Origin of the sequence: Arthrobacter sp. NPDC056493 (assembly GCF_042795115.1) — a bacterium.
In the GTDB taxonomy this organism is placed as follows: domain Bacteria; phylum Actinomycetota; class Actinomycetes; order Actinomycetales; family Micrococcaceae; genus Arthrobacter.
The window spans coordinates 1-18089 of the sequence record NZ_JBHTSL010000043.1; the positions used below are offsets into that span (position 1 = coordinate 1).

Annotated in this window: 16 protein-coding genes; 10 read left to right on the plus strand and 6 right to left on the minus strand. The window is 67.6% G+C overall.

Features of this window, described 5'->3' with window-relative positions; all coding sequences use genetic code 11:
- Nucleotides 1–84: 84 nt before the first annotated feature.
- Entirely contained in the window at nucleotides 85–825 is a 741-nt protein-coding gene (locus ACFQ50_RS16550; protein WP_377996737.1) for a dienelactone hydrolase family protein, read from the plus strand.
- Between the two features lie 114 nt (nucleotides 826–939).
- Here the strand turns inward: ACFQ50_RS16550 and ACFQ50_RS16555 are convergent, their stop codons facing one another.
- The gene (locus ACFQ50_RS16555; RefSeq protein ID WP_377996738.1) at nucleotides 940–2403 is read right to left on the minus strand and encodes an amino acid permease; all 1464 of its coding nucleotides are present in this window, start codon (nucleotides 2401–2403) and stop codon (nucleotides 940–942) included.
- Nucleotides 2404–2826: 423 nt separating this feature from the next.
- On the opposite strand from ACFQ50_RS16555, the gene ACFQ50_RS16560 reads away from it, so the two are divergent.
- Nucleotides 2827–3294: a hypothetical protein gene (locus ACFQ50_RS16560; RefSeq protein WP_377996739.1), complete on the plus strand. Its 468-nt coding sequence runs from the start codon at nucleotides 2827–2829 to the stop codon at nucleotides 3292–3294.
- Nucleotides 3291–5303 (plus strand): hypothetical protein, encoded by a 2013-nt coding sequence (locus ACFQ50_RS16565; RefSeq protein ID WP_377996740.1) that lies wholly within the window; start codon nucleotides 3291–3293, stop codon nucleotides 5301–5303. Before ACFQ50_RS16560 ends, ACFQ50_RS16565 begins: the two co-directional genes overlap by 4 nt.
- A 166-nt stretch (nucleotides 5304–5469) precedes the next feature.
- On the opposite strand, the gene ACFQ50_RS16570 is transcribed toward ACFQ50_RS16565, so the two are convergent.
- The gene (locus tag ACFQ50_RS16570) at nucleotides 5470–7254 is read right to left on the minus strand and encodes an ABC-F family ATP-binding cassette domain-containing protein (RefSeq protein WP_377996741.1); all 1785 of its coding nucleotides are present in this window, start codon (nucleotides 7252–7254) and stop codon (nucleotides 5470–5472) included.
- Nucleotides 7255–7544: 290 nt separating this feature from the next.
- Here ACFQ50_RS16570 and ACFQ50_RS16575 point away from each other — a divergent pair, with 290 nt between their 5' ends.
- From ACFQ50_RS16575 to ACFQ50_RS16595, 5 genes are all read left to right on the plus strand, one after another.
- Complete coding sequence (locus ACFQ50_RS16575) at nucleotides 7545–8309, plus strand: CPBP family intramembrane glutamic endopeptidase (protein ID WP_377996742.1); 765 nt, start codon at nucleotides 7545–7547, stop codon at nucleotides 8307–8309.
- Between the two features lie 131 nt (nucleotides 8310–8440).
- Entirely contained in the window at nucleotides 8441–8881 is a 441-nt protein-coding gene (locus ACFQ50_RS16580; RefSeq protein ID WP_377996743.1) for a VOC family protein, read from the plus strand.
- 21 nt (nucleotides 8882–8902) lie between these two features.
- Nucleotides 8903–9856 carry a 1,4-dihydroxy-2-naphthoyl-CoA synthase gene (locus tag ACFQ50_RS16585; protein ID WP_377996744.1) on the plus strand — a complete coding sequence of 318 codons (954 nt, stop codon included), beginning with the start codon at nucleotides 8903–8905 and terminating at the stop codon, nucleotides 9854–9856.
- Nucleotides 9857–9916: 60 nt separating this feature from the next.
- On the plus strand, nucleotides 9917–11080 hold the full coding sequence (locus tag ACFQ50_RS16590; protein ID WP_377996745.1) for an AMP-binding protein: 1164 nt from the start codon (nucleotides 9917–9919) through the stop codon (nucleotides 11078–11080).
- Nucleotides 11081–11170: 90 nt separating this feature from the next.
- Entirely contained in the window at nucleotides 11171–12052 is an 882-nt protein-coding gene (locus ACFQ50_RS16595; protein ID WP_377996746.1) for a 1,4-dihydroxy-2-naphthoate polyprenyltransferase, read from the plus strand.
- Nucleotides 12053–12068: 16 nt separating this feature from the next.
- Here ACFQ50_RS16595 and ACFQ50_RS16600 read toward each other — a convergent pair whose 3' ends face one another.
- Nucleotides 12069–12392, minus strand: a complete 324-nt coding sequence (locus ACFQ50_RS16600) for a DUF4229 domain-containing protein (RefSeq protein ID WP_377996747.1) — start codon at nucleotides 12390–12392, stop codon at nucleotides 12069–12071.
- Nucleotides 12393–12623: 231 nt separating this feature from the next.
- On the opposite strand from ACFQ50_RS16600, the gene ACFQ50_RS16605 reads away from it, so the two are divergent.
- Both ACFQ50_RS16605 and ACFQ50_RS16610 read left to right on the plus strand, forming a co-directional pair.
- Entirely contained in the window at nucleotides 12624–13139 is a 516-nt protein-coding gene (locus ACFQ50_RS16605; RefSeq protein WP_377996748.1) for a PLD nuclease N-terminal domain-containing protein, read from the plus strand.
- 233 nt (nucleotides 13140–13372) lie between these two features.
- The gene (locus ACFQ50_RS16610; protein ID WP_377996749.1) at nucleotides 13373–14362 is read left to right on the plus strand and encodes a hypothetical protein; all 990 of its coding nucleotides are present in this window, start codon (nucleotides 13373–13375) and stop codon (nucleotides 14360–14362) included.
- 99 nt (nucleotides 14363–14461) lie between these two features.
- Here ACFQ50_RS16610 and ccsB read toward each other — a convergent pair whose 3' ends face one another.
- From ccsB to ACFQ50_RS16625, 3 genes are read right to left on the minus strand one after another with little or no spacing between them, the layout of a single operon-like run.
- Nucleotides 14462–15559 (minus strand): c-type cytochrome biogenesis protein CcsB, encoded by a 1098-nt coding sequence (gene ccsB / locus ACFQ50_RS16615; RefSeq protein ID WP_377996750.1) that lies wholly within the window; start codon nucleotides 15557–15559, stop codon nucleotides 14462–14464.
- On the minus strand, nucleotides 15559–17331 hold the full coding sequence (locus tag ACFQ50_RS16620; protein ID WP_377996751.1) for a cytochrome c biogenesis protein ResB: 1773 nt from the start codon (nucleotides 17329–17331) through the stop codon (nucleotides 15559–15561). The genes ccsB and ACFQ50_RS16620 overlap by 1 nt, the downstream gene beginning before the upstream one ends.
- Nucleotides 17331–18086 (minus strand): cytochrome c biogenesis CcdA family protein, encoded by a 756-nt coding sequence (locus tag ACFQ50_RS16625; RefSeq protein ID WP_377996752.1) that lies wholly within the window; start codon nucleotides 18084–18086, stop codon nucleotides 17331–17333. The genes ACFQ50_RS16620 and ACFQ50_RS16625 overlap by 1 nt, the downstream gene beginning before the upstream one ends.
- Nucleotides 18087–18089: the final 3 nt, after the last annotated feature.

Here is an 18089-nt window from a genome sequence, read left to right on the forward strand (position 1 = left end):
CCCTTGGGGGGAGCCCGGCGTCGCCGTTTTTGCGTCAAGCTCGGGCCTGCCACCCCGCACGGCGGACCGTGCAAGACTGTGCCCATGACGTACGCAGATCTGGGCGGCCCAGGCGAGTCAGCCGGCGGCTCCAAGAACCTTCGCGGCTACCTCGCCACACCGGCCGGGCCGGGCCCCTTTCCCGGCGTCGTGATGATCCACGAGGCGTTCGGCCTTAACGACCAGATCCGCCGCCACGCCGACCGGCTGGCGGCGGCCGGTTATCTCACCCTCGCCGTCGATCTCTACAGCGACGGCGGCCCGCGCCGCTGCCTCGTTGGAACCATGAAATCCATGATCACCGGCGAAGGGCGGGTCTTCGCCGACATCGCCGCGGCGCGGTCCTGGCTGCAGGCATCGCCCGTTTGCACCGGCAGGACGGGTGTCATCGGCTTCTGCATGGGCGGCGGGTTCGCGCTGCTGGCAGCCAACGATGGCTTCGACGCCGCCTCCGTGAACTACGGCCGCCTCCCCCGCGACCTCGAGCCGGCGCTGCGCGGCGCCTGCCCGCTCGTCGCGAATTACGGCGCCAGGGACCGCACCCTGCGGGGCGCCGCCGCCAGGCTGGAAGCCGCCCTGGATGCGGTGGACGTTGAACACGACGTCAGGGAGTTCCCGACGGCGGGGCACTCCTTCCTGAACGACCAGGAGGAAGGCCCGCGGGCCCTTCGCCCGCTGACGCGCGTGATGGGGATCGGCCCGGATCCGGCCGCCGCCCCGGAGGCGTGGCGCCGGATCGAGGAGCACTTCGCGAAACACCTGAGATCCCCATCGATTGCTCCATAATCGCCCTTTTGGGCGCTCAAAAGGGCGTCTGCGGAGCAATCGATGGAAAGAACGACGGCGGCGGGCCGCCTTTCGCAAAAGGTGACCCGCCGCCGTCGTGATCAAAACTGGAACCTAGTTGAAGAGATGGCTCTTCGGCTCGTTGTTCTTGACCTTCTGCCAGCCCAGCCACAGCACCACGGCGAAGAACGGGATGCTGGCCAGGGTCCAGAGGCCCAGCAGGAAGACGTCGCCCGTGGCCTTGTCCGTCATGGTGTCGAAGCCGATCAGCACGGTGATGGCCAGCAGCGCCACGAGTCCGGCCCAGCTGGTCCACGGCGAACCCGGCATGGGCAGGCTGGAGACGGTGCCCTTCTTCTTGCGCAGCGCGATCTGGCTGGCAAAGATGGAGCCCCAGGTGAAGATGACGCCGATCGAGGCGGTGTTCAGCGCGAGATCGAAGGCGTGCGAACCGCCCAGCCAGATGTTGAGCAGGATGCCCACGAGGTAGACGGCGGCGATGGCCAGGATGGCGGCGTACGGCACGTGGCGGCTGGACATCCTGGTCAGCCACTGCGGGGCGTGGCCGTTGTTGGCCATGGTGCGGAAGATCCGGCCAATCGAGTACAAGCCGGAGTTGCAGGAGGACAGCGCGGCGGTGATGACGATCATGTTCATGACGTCGCCCATCCACGGCAGCCCCATCTGGCCGAACACGGTGACGAACGGCGAGATGCCGGCCTTGTACTGGTCCGAGGGCAGCAGCATGGCCAGCAGGGTCACGGAACCCACGTAGAACACCACGATGCGGATCACGACGGCGCGGATCGCCTTGGGCACTTCACGTTCCGGGTTTTCCATCTCGCCGGCGGTGATGCCCACGAGTTCGATGGCGTTGTAGGCGAAGATGACGGCGTTGAGCACCAGGATCATCACCAGGGCGCCCTTGGGGAACATGCCGCCGTCGCCGGCGAAGAGGTTGACCGGCGACGCATGGCCGGCGCCCACCTTGGCGTTGGTGACCACCATGAAGGTGCCCACGGCCAGGAAGATCAGGATGGCGGCTACCTTGAGGCAGGACGCCCAGAATTCGAATTCGCCGAACGCCTTGACGCTGAGCAGGTTAACGGCCACCAGCAGCACCAGCGCTGCGATGGCGGAGAGCTCCACGGGGACATTGGGGAAGAAGAACTGGAAGTAGAGGCCGATCGCGATCAGCTCGGCGATGCCGGTCATGGCCCAGTTGATGAAGTACATCCAGCCGGACAGGTAGGCGCCCTTCTTGCCGAACAGCTCGCCGGCGTAGCTCACGAAGGAGCCGGAGGTCTGGCGGTACATGATGAGCTCGCCGAGCGCGCGCATCAGCAGGTAGGCGACGACGCCGGCGATGGCGTAGGAGAAGATCAGGGCGGGGCCCGTGGAAGCCAGCCGGCCGCCGGCTCCCATGAAGAGGCCCACGCCGATGGCGCCGCCCATCGCGATCATGGTGACGTGGCGCCGGCTCAGGGTCTTCTTGTAGCCCTCGGCGCTGAGGGTCGAGTCGACGGCGGCGGATGGAGCCGTCGGGCTCATAAGTTCTGTGGGGGTACTTTGAGGCACAACTGTTCCTTGCAGGTCGGGGGTTGCCTTTGGGTAGGGCACTGCCGGTTCCGGAACCTGGAGTTTTTGTACAGATAATTCGGCTTTTAGCCCCTTTTGAGGACGGTATCTGTACAAAAACTCGTAGAGCATCGAAGGTTCGCACGGCCCATCCATCGTACAAGATTTCCGGGCTGCCCCGTGACGCGGGCAACATTCCGCCGCGTCCGGCCCTGTCTTTCCCGGCGTCCGGCAGCGTCCGGAGACCGGCCTGATACGGCCCTCACCTGCGGCAACGAAACAGTAATCGAATGGAGAAAAGGCTCCCTCAAGAGCCCGGATTGCGGCTACTCTGAGCACCATGGCCGGGGATCCGTTTCCGGCCATGGTGTCCGCAACGTCTCATGCGGAGGCCGGCACTCGCGCCATTCTTCAGGGGGGACTATGAGAAAGAGAGTTCTACTGCTGCCCGCGGCTTTGCTGCTGGCAGCCTCGGGGTGTTCCGGCGGGGGCACAGCCCCTCCCGGACCCGGCGCGTCACCATCGGCAACCAGTACGACGGCGGTGTCCCAGCCGCCGTCGGATTCCCCACCACCCACGACGGCCCCATCCCTGCCCACCGATGTGTCCACATCGCTGAACGCGATCGACGCCCTGCAGGAGCACACCTGCGCGGCCGGTCCGGACGGCCAGTGGACGTTCAAGGGAACCCTGGTCAACTCCTCGGATAAAGCCAAGACCTACACAGTGGCCATTGCAGTCACCGTCGGCGCGGCTGTCCAGGGGCACACCCTGATCACCCAAACGGTCCAGGCAGGGAAATCGGCTGAAGTTTCTGCAAAGAACTTCGCCAAAACCACGGGCCAGGCCGGCACGTGCGAACCGGTTGTGTCGGTGGAGGATGCTTCGTGAAAAAACCAATACTTGCGGCTGCCCTGCTCCTGAGCCTGGCGGCCGGACCACTCGCGTCTTCTCCTGCCCTCGCCGTCGGCTCCGGGACGCCGCCCAGCCAGGCAACTGACTCTTCCTCCCCCGCAGCCGAAACCACAGGCGCCACTGCGGACACCACCGGCCCGGCCACTACCCCCGCTGCTGACCCGGTACCCGATCCCGTTACTGACCCAGGCACCGATCCGGCAGCCGGCCCGGCAACGGGAGCGGTGACTGACCCGGCCACCGCTCCGGTGACGGACCCCGCGGCCCCGGAGCCGCCGTCGGACCCGTCTGTAACTGGTCCCGCTGTCACAGACCCGTCTGTAACTGGTCCCGCTGTCACAGATCCTGCCCTCACGGATCCGGCGCCTGGCCCCGACCCCGAATTTGTCACCGCCGGCGGCATCGGCGCCAAATGGCGGAGCCTTGGCGGGGCGAGCGGCGTGCTCGGCGAGCCGACGGCAAACGAGCAGTGCTCGGCCGGCCTCTGCGTGCAGACCTTCACCGGCGGCTCGATCTACTGGACGTCCAAGTCGGGCGCCCATCCGGTCCTGCTGTCCTCCGGGCGCACCGGTCCGCAGTGGACAGCGGGCGGCGGCCTCGCGGCCTTCGGCTACCCCATCGGCGACGAAATCGCCCTGGGGGTACGGTCCCTGCAGAAGTTCTCCACCGGCAAGGTGATCATCTGGACCGGCACCCGGTTCCTCAACTTCTCCACCGGGACGGGCATCGGCAGCCGCTGGGCAGCGTCGGGCGCCGAGTCCGTGCTGGGCCTGCCGTCGGCCGGTGAAACCTGCGGCCTGAAAAACGGGGGCTGCTCGCAGGCATTCGACAACGGCACCATCTACTGGTCGCCGCAGACCGGAGGCCAGGTGATCCGGGGCGGCGTGGGCTCCCGCTGGCGCGCCGCCGGTGCGCAGAACGGCGTCTTGGGCTACCCCACCACCACAGAAGCCTGCGGCCAGGTTGCAGGCGGCTGCCTCCAGCGGTTCCAGGGCGGCAGCATCTACTGGTCGCCCGCCACAGGCGCCTGGATCACGCGCGGCGGCATCGGCACCAGGTACATCCTGACCGGCGGCAACCGGAGTTCCCTGGGCTATCCCGTGGCCAACGAGGCCTGCGGGCAGGCGGCCGGCGGGTGCATCCAGCGGTTCCAGGGCGGCGCCATCTACTGGTCTCCGCTGACCCCGGCCTGGATTGTCCGGGCAGGCATCGCCCAGCGGTACGCCACCAACGGCGGCGCCGGCGGCTGGCTGGGCTACCCGACGGCGAACGAACGGTGCGCCGGCGACCAGTGCATCCAGTCATTCCAGCGCGGCTTCATCGGCTACACCAAAGCTGGTGGCACCCGGCCATACGGAATCACCGAGTGCCAGAAGCTGAACAACGGGCGGTCCCGGTACTCCACCTACGGCGCCAACCGGGTGCTGCTCACATTCACCCAGGGCTACGGCCAGTCGTATGCCACAAACGTCTACTGCGTCCGGATGGCCGGAACGTACGTCCAGGACTGGCGGACGGACGGTTATGTGGGCGCCTCCGGTTTCAAGGCGCCGGGTGTCCCGTCGGGGCCCACCCGCTACCTGTACTCACCCACGGGCTCGTACTCGGTGACGGAGGCCTTCGGCCTGGGCAACCCCGGAACGGTGCTCCCCTACCGCACCCTCAACCCCCGCTCCCGCTGGGGCGGCAACCCCTGGACCGCGACGTACAACAAGTACTTCGAGTCCTCCTCGTGGGTGGGCTGGGACGAGAACATGTGGTACTTCGCCACCCGCGCCACGCATGACTACCGCCAGGGCGTGGTGGTCAACTACAACCGTCCCAACATCGTGCAGGACGCCGGCTTCGCCATCTTCCTGCACATGAACAAGGTCCCGACGGCGGGCTGCATCTCGCTGGACGACTGGGCCGTGGTGGATTACATCAGGAAGTCCAGGCCCGGCGACCGGATCATCATGGGAACGTACAGCGCCCTGTTCCGGTAGGTCCTGGGTTCCCCGTTCCGCCTGCGGCGCACACGGCGGACGCGAAAACCCAGGCCCGGCAACCCGCCGGGCCTGGGTTTTCTCTTTGCTTGCACAGGCCTGGGGACGGCGCATGCTTGTCCGCCGCGGGGGCTCAGCCGGGCCCGCTGGGGCTGCTTCGCGAGGCTCAGGCGGGCAGCGCCACCTCCTCCAGCGTGCCGTCCGCCATCGTGTACCTGAGCCATGTCCCCGAAGCGCCTTCGTGGGCCCGGACCCGTGACCGGCCCGCGCAGCCGTCGAACCACTCGCCCAGGGCCCGGTCGTGGCTGACCATCACGACTGTTCCGCCGAACTCCGCGAGCGCCGATTCCAGCTCCTCCACCAACGCGGGAGCCAGATGGTTGCTGGGTTCGTCGAGGAGCATGATGTCCTTGTGGCCGAGCAGCAGCCGCGCGAGTGCCAGCCTGCGCTGCTGGCCTGCCGACAGGGCACCCACGGGAACATGGAATTCGCTGGTGCGGAAGAGGCCCAGCCGCAGCAGCGCCTCGGCGTGGTCGTCGATGTTCCCGCCAAGCCCTGCGGCGAAGGCCGGCAGCAGCCCCATGGACGGGTGCTCGGGCAGCTCCAGCTCCTGCTGCAGGTAGCCTGTCCGGCCGTGGCGCACCACCTGTCCCGCGGCCGGCTCGAGAGTTCCCGCCAGAACAGAGAGCAGCGTGGACTTCCCGGCACCGTTGGGCCCGGTGATGAGGATTTTCTGCCCTCGGTCCACGCGGAACTCGGGAACGTCCAGCCGGCCGGGCACCCGGGTGTTGCGGGCGAGCAGGACCCCATCGGCGGCCTCCTCGCGTCCGCTCCCGGTACCCCCGCCAGCGCTCCCGCCGGATCCTAGGGCGGCCCCTCGCCCGGCGTCGAACCCGCCGTCGAGCTTGCCGTTCGCGCCGCCGTCGAACCCGCCGTCGAGCTTCAGCCGTTCTGGCGGGCGCTCCACGGGGTTGTCCTCCAGGCGGCGCAGCCGCTCCTGTGCATTCCGAATCTTGCTGGCAGCGGCGCGCTCCCAGGTTCCGGTCTTGAAGTCGAAGGCCGCCTTGTCGTTGTCCCGCCGGCGGGCATAGCCCATCCGGCCGGCCACGGTGTCCGCCTGCCGCCGCTCGGCCGCCATGGCGTCGATCCAGCCGTGGTACTGCTGCACCCAGCGCTGGCGTTCTGCCCGCTTCTCCTTCAGGTAGCCGTCATAGCCATTGCCGTAGCGGTTCACCGTGCGGCGCTCGGCGTCGACCTCGATGACGGCGGCTGCGACCTTCCGCAGCAGCACGCGATCGTGCGAGACCACCACCACGGCTCCCCGGTGCGCTGCGAGGCGGCCTTCCAGCCATGCTGTGCCGCTGGCGTCCAGGTGGTTCGTGGGCTCATCCAGGAGCAGGATGTCCGCGGGATCGGCCAGCAGACAGGCCAGCGCGACGCGCTCCTGCTCCCCGCCGGACAGCGACCCCAGCGTCCGGCCGCGGTCCACGCCACCCAGGCCGAGCCGGTCCAGCGCCGCCTCCACGCGGGACTCCGCGGCGTAGCCCTCCCGCAGCTGGTACTGGGTCTGCAGGTTCCCGTAGGCCTCCAGCTCGGCCGGCCCGGCCGATGCCAGGCCGGCCTCAAGCCGTTCCAGCTCAGCTTCCATTTCCCGCAGTGCCCGGAGCGCATCATCGATGGCGTCGGCCACGGTCAGCCGGGCGGAAAGTCCGGACGTCTGCGCCAGGTAGCCCACCCGGCCATGCCGCTGGGCCGTGCCTTCGGCGGGCGGCTCGATACCCGCGAGGATCCGCAGCAGGGTGGATTTGCCCGCACCGTTCTCACCCACGACGGCGGCGTGTTCCCCCGCGGCGATCACCAGTTCGACGCCGGTAAAGAGTTCGCGGTCCCCGTAGCCGTGGGATACACCGGACAGATACAGCTGTTCGGTACGGAAATGTGGGTCAGTCATGGGAAGTCCTCGCAGTCCAATGGGCGGCCCCGGAGACCGGTGCACACGTCCCGGTGCATTCCTCTACAGGGCCTTGTCTGTGGCCAGGTCAACACCGAATGCCTTGGCGCGAAGCTGCGGGCGGGCAAAAGGCGGGTCGACAGATCCAGGTAACGGATACAGGCCGGAACATGGTCGACGCCGGACAATGCCGGCATCGTGGTTAGGACTTCATGGGTCAAGCCTGCCCGCGGGCGGCCGGCCCCGTCAAGCTTCGCACCGCCGTTGGGCAAGCGCACTACGCTGGAGGCATGGTGAATACCAGACGCATGCTCCCTGCTCCGCGGCCGGATCTCTACCGGTTTTCGCCGCTGGACCTCACCGCCGTGGGGCTTTATGTGGCCGTGGCCGCGTTCTTCGCGCTGGCCGGGGAACTGATCCCGCCGCTACTCCGGGCACTGGCCCCGACGCCGGCCGTCGCCTCCTACGGCGTGAACCTCCTGTTCTACGGCTGCGTCGGCGTCTTGGCACTGTTTGCCGCCCGCGCGGTGGTGTCCCGGGACCTCAAGGTGCTTGCCACCCGGCCCTGGTTTACGCTCGCGATGGTGCCGCTGGCCGTTGTCGCCATGATGATTGTCACCGCCGTCCTGGTGGCCGCGGGTGGCACCACGCAGACATCCGTAAACCAGGCCGAGCTGCAGGCGCTCATGCGGCAGGTGCCGGCCTGGCTGATGGTGCCGCTGATTGTCGTGGTGGGCCCGTTCGTCGAGGAGTATGTGTTCCGGCACCTGCTGATCGGCAAACTGAGCCGGCGGGTCAACATCTGGGTCTGTTGCGGGCTGTCCGTGGTCCTCTTCGCCGCCCTGCATATCGTGGGCCAGGAAGCGCTCACGCTCCCCGCGCTCATGCCGTACCTGGCGATGGGCGGCACGCTGGTGTTTGTCTACATGTGGACGGGGCGGAACCTGATGTTCTCCTACTTCGTCCATGCCGCCAAGAACCTGCTGGCCGCGGTCTTCCTGTACACCATCCCGCCGGAGCTCCTGGACCAGCTGCAGCGGGCGGCGCAAGGCTAGCCCGGCCCGCCGTCCGGCCCATCGAGATGACAGATCGCGGCAGTGTTGGCCAGTGGCACTGCCGCGAACTGCCACCTCGTCGCCAGTCCGGCCCCTATCCTGAGGCGGCGCCGCCGTCGTAGCTTGGTGCCATGGGACTCAACATTCAGATCGCCATCGACTGCACGCACCCGCACGACCTCGCCGATTGGTGGGCCGAAACACTGGACTGGTCCGTGGAGCCGCAGGACGAGGGCTTCATCCGGTCCATGATCAGCCAGGGCTTCGCCACGGAAGACCAAACCATGACGCACAACGGCAAGCTCGTGTGGAAGGACGGCGCGGCGATCCGGCCCACCGAGGAAATCGACGCCAAGGCACCGGAACGGCGGCTGCTGTTCCAGACCGTGCCGGAGCAGAAGACCATCAAGAACCGGGTGCACTGGGACGTCCGCCTCGATGACCGGGACAAGGACGATGTCCGGGCCGAACTGGAAGCCCGCGGCGCCACCTTCCTCTGGACGGCCAGCCAGGGGCCCCACGAATGGCACACCATGGCGGACCCCGAAGGCAACGAGTTCTGCATCAGCTGAGCCGATTACTAGACTTGGACGGTGAGCAACGAATTCCCCGCCAAGGTGTCCGACGTCTTTGACCCGTCCCGCTGGCGCACTGTGTCCGGCTTCGACGACTTTCAGGACCTGACCTACCACCGGCAGGTGGAGCGGGCCGACGACGGCACTGTGACACGGGACCTGCCCACCGTCCGCATCGCGTTCAACCGCCCGGAGGTCCGCAACGCCTTCCGCCCGGGAACCGTGGACGAGCTGTACCGCGCCATGGACCACGCCCGGATGACGCCGGACGTGGCCACCGTGCTGCTCACCGGAAACGGCCCTTCCCCCAAGGACGGCGGCCACTCGTTCTGCTCCGGCGGGGACCAGCGGATCCGCGGGCGGGACGGCTACCGCTATGCCGACGGCGAGACTCAGGAGACCATCGATCCCGCCCGTGCTGGGCGGCTGCACATCCTGGAAGTCCAGCGGCTCATGCGGACCATGCCCAAGGTGGTCATCGCCGTCGTCAACGGCTGGGCGGCCGGCGGCGGGCACTCCCTGCACGTAGTCTCGGACCTCACCATCGCCTCGCGCCAGTTTGGGAAGTTCAAGCAGACGGATGCCACCGTGGGCAGTTTCGACGCCGGCTACGGTTCGGCGCTGCTGGCCCGGCAGATCGGCCAGAAGGCCGCCCGGGAAATCTTCTTCCTCGCGCGTGAATATTCCGCTGAGGACATGGTTCGGATGGGGGCCGTGAACGAAGCCGTTGACCACGAGCGCCTCGAGGAGGTGGCCCTGGAGTACGCCGCGGACATCGCCCGGCAGTCCCCGCAGGCCATCCGGATGCTCAAGTTCGCCTTCAACCTCGCCGACGACGGCCTGGCCGGCCAGCAGGTGTTCGCCGGCGAAGCCACCCGGCTGGCATATATGACGGACGAGGCCGTGGAGGGCAAGGAAGCCTTCCTGCAAAAGCGCGACCCCGACTGGTCCCGGTTCCCTTACTACTTCTAAGCCCGCACTCGTCGGAAGGCACCCCATGCTCCCCAGACCCGCGCAACCCAGGCGCACTCAGTGAACATCGAGCCCGCCCTCAAGGCGCTGGCGGCCGCCCTCCACGGTGAGGGTCCCGCCGTCGAACTCTCCGCCGGCCCCGACGGCGATCCGGTGGTGACGCCCGTCCGGACCCCCGGGTTCGAGGACGCCGTCGTGGTGGTCCGCACGTCCGGGTCCACCGGGGCGCCCAAGGCGACCGTCCTGACGGTGGACGCGCTGGCGGCGTCGTCGATGGCCACCGCATTCGCGCTCAAGGGCGAGGGGCAGTGGCTCCTGGCGCTGCCGCTGCAGTACGTGGCCGGTGTCCAGGTGCTGGTCCGGTCGCTGTTTGCGGGCACCCGGCCCTGGGCGATGGACCTGTCCGCGGGATTCACCGCCGACGCCTTCACCGCGGCCGCGCTGGAGCTGACCGACAAGATCCGTTTCACGTCGCTGGTGCCCACGCAGCTGCAGCGGCTGCTCGCTGAACCGTCGGCGGACACGCTGGCCGTGCTGCGCCGCTTCAACGGCATCCTGCTCGGCGGCGCCCCGGCCTCGGCCGAGCTCCTCGAGTCCGCGCGCGACGCCGGCCTCCGGGTGGTCACCACGTACGGCGCGGCGGAAACCTGTGGCGGCTGCGTGTATGACGGCTATCCGCTCGAGGGCGTGGCCCTGCGGCTCGCCGAAGACGGCAGGATCCACCTGGGCGGTTCCACCCTCGCGGCGGGATACCTGGACGCGCCGGGGCCGACGGCCGAGGCCTTCGTCGAGGAGGACGGCGGCCGCTGGTACCGGACCAACGACCTCGGCACCCTGGACGCCGACGGCCGGCTCACCGTGCTGGGCCGCGCCGACGACGTCATCATCACCGGCGGCGTCAAGGTCTCCGCCGCGCATGTGCAGGCGGAGCTGGAAAAGTCCGACGGCGTGACGGCGGCTTTCGTGGCCGGCGTCGAGTCCGCGAAATGGGGCCAGGCCGTGGCGGCCTATGTGGCAGTGTCCGGGACCTCGTCCGGAACGTCCGGCGGCGCCGGTGGTGCTGCACGGGACGGGGCGGCGTGGGCCGAGGAATGGCACCGCACGCTGGGGCTGCTGGCCCCCAAAACCGTCCTTCCGGCCGGCGAGCTGATCATGCTGCCCAACGGCAAGCCGGACAGGCTGGCCATGATTGAACGCCTCAACGCGCTCCATCAGGGAAAATAGAGTGTCCTGCCGCGCCGCTGCGGCTTCCGCGTGCCCAGCGCACGCCACGCATTTTTGAACGTATCACCGACCCAACACGAGGTACTCACCGTGGCAACAGCCGCACAATGGATCCAAGGCGCCCGGCTCCGCACCCTGCCGGCCGCGATCGCCCCTGTCCTGATCGGCTCGGCGGCGGCCTATGAGATGGGCTCCTTCCGCCCGCTCAATGCAGTCCTGGCGGCCCTCGTGGCGCTGCTGCTGCAGGTCGGCGTCAACTACGCGAACGACTACTCCGACGGGATCCGCGGGACGGACGAGAACCGCGTCGGGCCGCTGCGGCTGGTCGGCTCCGGTGCCGCCCGCCCCGAACACGTGAAGTATGCCGCGTTCGGCGCCTTCGGCCTGGCCATGCTCGTGGGACTGGGGCTGGTCCTCATCACCCAGACGTGGTGGCTGCTGCTGGTGGGCGTGGGCTGCGTGATGGCGGCCTGGGGCTACACCGGCGGAAAGAACCCATATGGCTACATGGGCCTTGGCGACGTCTTCGTGTTCGTGTTCTTCGGGCTCGTGGCCACGCTCGGCACCACCTACACGCAGGCGGGGCAGATCGGCCTGCCTGCCGTGATTGGCGCGATCGGCACGGGCCTCATCGCGTGCGCCCTGCTCATGGCCAACAACGTCCGGGACATCCCGTCGGACATCCAGGCCGGGAAGAAGACCCTGGCGGTGCGGCTGGGCGACAAGCACGCCCGCGAGAGCTACGTCCTGATGCTGGCCGTTGCCATCCTGCTCGTGGTGATTTTGGCTCCCACACGGCCGTGGATGCTGATTGTGCTGCTGCTGATCCCGGCCTGCCTCATGCCGGCCTGGCTCATGATCAACGGGCGGAAGCGCAAGAGCCTCATCCCGGTTCTGAAGCAGACAGGCCTCATCAACCTCGGCTATGCCGTGCTGTTCTCCCTGGGACTCGTTCTGAGCGCCGGATTGTAGGCAGCGGGCCGTAAGCCTAGGCGTCCCCGGCGCGGGGTTCGCGCTTCTTGACGTCGTTGCGGATGGTGACGTCCGGATGCGTGTCGACCAGGTGGTCCTCGGCCCGGGCATCATCGATCTCCCCGGCGCTGCGGATCGGCTTGGCACGGCCGGAGAAACGGGCGTGCAGTGACGCGGTCGCGGCATCGCGCTGCCTCTGGAAGAAGAGGTAGCTGATGGCGAAGGAAATCAGCCCCGCACAGACGACGGCCAGAAACCACCCCAGCTGCAGGAGGACGAACAGCACAAACAGGGGCAGGAAGATCGCGAACCGGATCAGGGAGTATTTCAGAAAAGCCACTATCCAAGTTTAGCCGTCCTGCCTGAACGTATCCTGCCGGTGCCATGGACCCTCCGCGCCCTTGGCCTTCCGGCCGTTTCGGGGCACCTTGCCTGGCGCGTTAACCGGGGCAGCGCCTGTTGCCTGGGGCAGCTCCGGCGACATCTGCGGCTCGGGTTCGGCGTTTTGCTGGCGCCTGACTGTGGGCATACTGTAATCTCCGCCGGGGCGCACGGCGGCTAGACTGATTGCATGCCTCGTGTTGCCATCGCAGTCGCCATTCTCGCCATCTACGTCTACGGACTGGTGGACGTGATCCGGACTGACAGGCATCTCACCCGTGGGTTTTCCAAGACAACCTGGATCATCATGGTTGCCCTCCTCCCGCTCATTGGCGCCGCGCTGTGGTTCCTGATCGGCCGCCCCCGCGCATCGGCAGTGGCCCAGCCTGTCTACCAGCACCACCCCACCGCCCCCGACGACGACCCCGACTTCCTGCGCAACCTCGAGCAGCGCCGCCGCCAGGCCGAGGCGGAACGCCTCCGCAAGCTGAGGGACGACGCCGCCCGGAAGAACCAGTCCGACGGCGGTCCCCACCGCACGGGCGCTGCGGGCACGAGTAGCACTGGCACGGGCGGCACGGGCGCAGCTCCCGGCACCGGCAGCGGCAGTTCAAGCGCCAGCGGCCCGGCCGCGGGTGAGCCGGGTCCACGCAAGCCGGGCACCGCAGGCGAGGCCAACGCCGAAGGCAATCCCGAGGCGAAGTAGCCCCCAAGCCACTCACCCGTCGACTTACCAAAAACGGCCGCTTCGGGTCCCCGTTCGGCGTCGAGTTGCCAAAAACGGCCGCTTCGAACCACCACTGAGCGGCCCTTTTTGACCAAACGCCCGAGCAACACGATGCCAACACGGCGAAGCGGACACCGCCCACTATTCCTCCACATCGGACCTAAATTGTGGACAACGGAATGCATGCCCGCTCCGGGCAGCAGAATGCTCCTATGCCGCGTCCACGCCCTCTTCCTCCCGCCCTGCAGGCACAGCCGTTCACCATCCGCCAGGCCACTGCTGCCGGCCTGACCCGGAGGCGTGCCCGCGCCCTCGACCTGGCAAGTCCGTGCCACGGCGTACGCGCGCCAGCGGCCGTGGAGATCACGCTCCTTGTTCGCGCACGGGGTCTTGCACTCGCGACCGGAGCCGTCGTCAGCCACCTCTCCGCCGCTGCGCTCTGGGGTTTCCCTCTGCCTCTGCGTTTCGAGGATCATGCCGTGATCCATCTGACCAGCCGAGACGGCGCCAGGGCCGTGCGGCGGAAGAACGTCTGCGGCCACCGGCTTCCGCTCCCGGACGAGGAAATCTTCGATGGCCGTTACGTGGCCTGCACGTCACCGCCCCGGACGTGGTTCGATCTGGCCGGAATCCTCTCTCTGCAGGACCTCATCATTGCCGGCGATTTCCTTTTGCAACGCAGGGCTCCCGTCGCCACGCCGGGGGCATTGGATGCTTTCCTCGCTGGTAAGCAGGGCAGGGCTGGGTACGCCAAGGCAATGAAGGCCCGGGCTCTCATCCGTGCGAACACCGATTCACCGAAGGAGAGCGAGCTGCGGCTTCTGCTGACCGGTGCAGGGCTACCCGAGCCAGCCATCAACGTACCCATGTTCGACGAGACAGGCGGCTGGGTGCAGGACCCCGACATGTCCTACGAAGAGTTCAAGATTGCCATCCAGTACGACGGCGGCCACCACGCCACCCCGGCCCAGCGGAGGAGCGACATCTACCGGGACGAAAACGCCAGGGGACTCGGCTGGCTCGTCCTGGTTCTGACGCAGTTGGACTTGAACCCCTTGGTACCGGGCATGGAGCCCAGCGCCATCACCACGGTGCGCAGGGCCTTAACGAGCCGTGGCTGGAAGCCTGCACGCCAGTCCACGTTCCGTCCCACCGCGCCACGTCACGCGAGACCCGACGACGGCCGCGCGTTCACCGTTTAACCAGAAAGGGCCGCCCAGCAAGCGTGCCAGGCGGCCCTTTTTGGTCAATCAACGAACCCGCAGGTAAGCGACTGCGCCTCCGAGGAACGCCCCAGAACCCTACAGCCCCGAGTAGGAGTGCAATCCGTTGAAGAACTGGTTCACGATGGTGAAGTTGAAGACCACGCAGAGGTAGCCCACGATCGACAGCCAGGCCGCCCGGGTTCCCGTCCAGCCGCGGGTGGCCCGGGCGTGCAGGTAGCCGGCGTACACCACCCAGATCACGAAGGTCCAGACTTCTTTGGTGTCCCAGCCCCAGAACCGCCCCCAGGCTTTCTCAGCCCAGATGGCGCCGAACATGAGGGTGAAGGTCCAGCCGATGAAAGCGATCGCATTGATGCGGTAGGACAGGTTCTCGAGGCTCAGCGCGGACGGCACCAGGCGCATGAAGCCCAGCTTGTCGGCACCTCCGGCGGCGATGGTCCTCTGCCGGTGCGACTGCACCAGCTGCAGCGCGGACATGGCAAACGTCAGGGTGAACAGAGCCGAGGACAGCACCGCGATGGAGACATGGATGACCAGCCAGTAGCTCTGCAGCGCGGGCACCAGGTGGCCGACGGGCGTCCAGAACGCAACGGAGGCGGCCACCAGCATGATGATCACCAGGCCCACCACAAACGTGCCGAGGAAGCGCAGATCGCGGCGGACCAGCACCAGCAGGAACACCGCCGCGACCAGGAATGCTCCGGTGGTGAGGAACTCGTACATGTTGCCCCACGGCACGCGCCCTGCGCCCACCGCGCGGGTCAGCACGGCGGCGGCGTGGATCGAGGCGCCCAGGACGGTCAGTGCCACAGCCACACGTGCCGGTGCGCGGCGCTCACCGTAGCGCATGCTGTCGTCGGCGGTCTGCCCGGCGGCACCGGCGCCGGAAGAGTACGACGACGGCCGCTCGGCACGGTCTGCCGGTCCGGACAGGCGGTCCCCGCCGCTGCCCGCGGTCCGCGACGGGGCTGCCGACGCTCCCGCCGCCACCGGCACCTTGGCCGGCGCGGCCGGCGTAACGGAGGCAGCCGCCTTGAGGTCGATCGCCTTAAGGGCCTTGCTGCTCTTGGCCAGATCCCACGCGAACGCGATGAAGGCGACGGTGTAGGTGCCGGCCGCAAGCAGCATGAAGAGCTCGCTGTACTGGCCCATGGTCTCGTTGATGGGAAACATTACTGGTCCTTCTTCGGCTCAGGTGAGCCTGCTGGTGAGGAGTTGGAAGGTGCTGTTTCGGGATCGTCGGCGTCCAGGTTCCACGTGCGCGACAGGAGGCTGCGCAGCGTTGCCGCCTCGCCGGCCAGCCGGTGGTCCTCGCCGCGGGCCAGGAGGCCGTACTCCACCATGGTCCTGCCGTCCTCGTGGGTGCCTGTGCGGACCCAGGCGCGGCGCCGATTCACGTACAGCGAGACGATGAGTCCGGCCACCGCAAGCAGCGCGAAGATCAGCGCGGAGAGCTGCCCGGGGTTGTGGTGGATGTCCACACCCACGTACTTCTTCACGCCGTCGAACGTGATGGAACCCTTGCTCTCAGGCAGCGTGTAGGTGTTGCCCGGCGCGAGGGTGATGCCGCCGGCCTTGAGGTTCCGGCTGTTGAGTTCCTTGAGGTTCTTGACGTCGAGCTCAAAGACGTTCTGCGGGGCGCCCTTGTCCAGGCCAAGGTCGCCGTAGAAGGAGTTCAGGCTCAGCTGCGGGTTGATGAGGTCGGGGTCGCCGCTGAAGGAGATGCCCTTATCGGTCACCAGCGCCGTGGGCAGGAAGAAGCCGACGAACCCCAGCTGGTCGGGCTTCGCGTCGGGCACCTTGATCACCACGGACGAGTAGTAGTTCTGCCCCTGCAGCTTGGCCACCACAGGACCCTGGAAGGCCACGTTGCCCTTGCCATCGCGTACCGTGACCACCGGGGCGTAGCCGTTGCCCGTCAGGTAGATGCTGGTGCCGCCGAGGTTGACCGGGTCATTGACCTTGAGGACTTCTTTCTTGGCCGGAGCCGAGGGGTTTTCCTTGGTGGTGACGTCCGCCGTGAAGTCGATGGGCTGGCCGTACTTGCCCTGCGATTCGCGGTCGAACGTGGCCTGGAACTTATCCAGCTGGATCGAGTAGGGCTGGAGCTGGCTGCTCTGGAAGTTGGTGCCGGGGTTGAACTGGTCGTAGCCCACCAGGGTGTTCACGAAGGTGTCACCCTCCACCAGGATGCGCTGGCCGCTGTACCCGAACAGCCCGCCGATGGCCACGGACACCAGCACGCCGATCAGCGAGGTGTGGAAGACAAGGTTTCCCACTTCCTTCAGGAAGCCGCGCTCGGCCCCCAAAGAAGGCCGCGCGCCGTCGTCGTGCCTTACCTCAACGCGGTATCCGCGTTTCTTCAGCAGCGCCGCTGCGTCCTCAATGGCGTCCGACGCCGGGATGCCGGCGTCCGCGGGCAGCACCAGGGTGCCGTACTCGGGCAGGCGGGACAGGCGCTTCGGGGTGCGCGGCGGCTGCGACCGCATGGCCTTGTAGTGGGCGATGGCGCGGGGCACCACGCAGCCGATCAGCGAGATGAACAGCAGGATGTAGATGGCCGAGAACCAGGCCGAGGAGTAGACGTCGTACAGCTGAAGCGAGTCCAGCAGCTTTCCGTAGTCCGGGTGGTCCTTGATGTACTGCGTGACCACTGAAGGGTTCGCGGGCCGTTGCGGGAACAGCGACCCGGGGACTGCGGCCACCGCGAGGAGCAGCAACAGAAACAGTGCCGTTCGCATGCTGGTCAGCTGGGTCCAGGCCCAGCGGAACATGCCGACGAAACCCAGGGACGGGAGGGCGGCCCCGGCCTTGGCGGCCTTCACGGCGTCCTTGGCCTTCTGCCCCTCAGGCGCCGCGGCGTCCTTGGCGTCGGTCTGGGCAGGCCCGGGCTGCGGGACGTCCTCTGCCGGGGAATTCTCGGTTGACTTCACACGCTCGCTCATCAGATCGGCAACTTCACATCGGTTTGGAACCAGTACTGCAATTCGGTGACCCAGGTTCCCCACAGACCCGTGGCCATCAGGATGCCGAGGGCAATCAGGACACCCCCGCCGGTGCGCTGGATGGCCAGCCGGTGCTTCCGGAAGAAGGACATCACGCCCGCGCCGCGGCGCACCGCGAGGGCGATCAGCAGGAACGGGATGCCCAGCCCAAGGCTATAGACGAAGGCCAGGAACGCGCCCTTCGCGGCGGACGACCCGCCGGAGAGGCTCAGCAGCTGGACGGCGGAATAGGTGGGGCCGATGCAGGGCGCCCAGCCGAGGCCGAACGTGATGCCCAGCAGCGGCGCGCCCCAGAGGCCCGCCGGCGGTTTCGCGTGGATCTTCGCGTCGCGCTGGAACCAGGATAATCCGCCCATGAACACCACGCCCATCAGGATCACCAGGACGCCCAGGACCTGCGTGATCCAGGCGTTCTGACCGCCCGAAATCAGAGAGCCCAGCTGCCCGAACGCACCGCCGAGCAGCACGAAGATCACGGAGAAACCGAGAACGAACAGGCCAATGCCCGCCAGCATCCGGCCGCGTTTCTGCTTCTGCAGGTCCACGCCGGTGAGTCCTGTGACGTAGCCCAGGTAGCCAGGAACCAGGGGCAGCACGCAGGGCGAAAGGAAGGACACGAGACCTGCCAGCAGCGCCACGGGAATGGCGAGCAGCAGCGAACCGTTCAGGATGGCTTCGGCGAAGGGGCTGTTCACGGG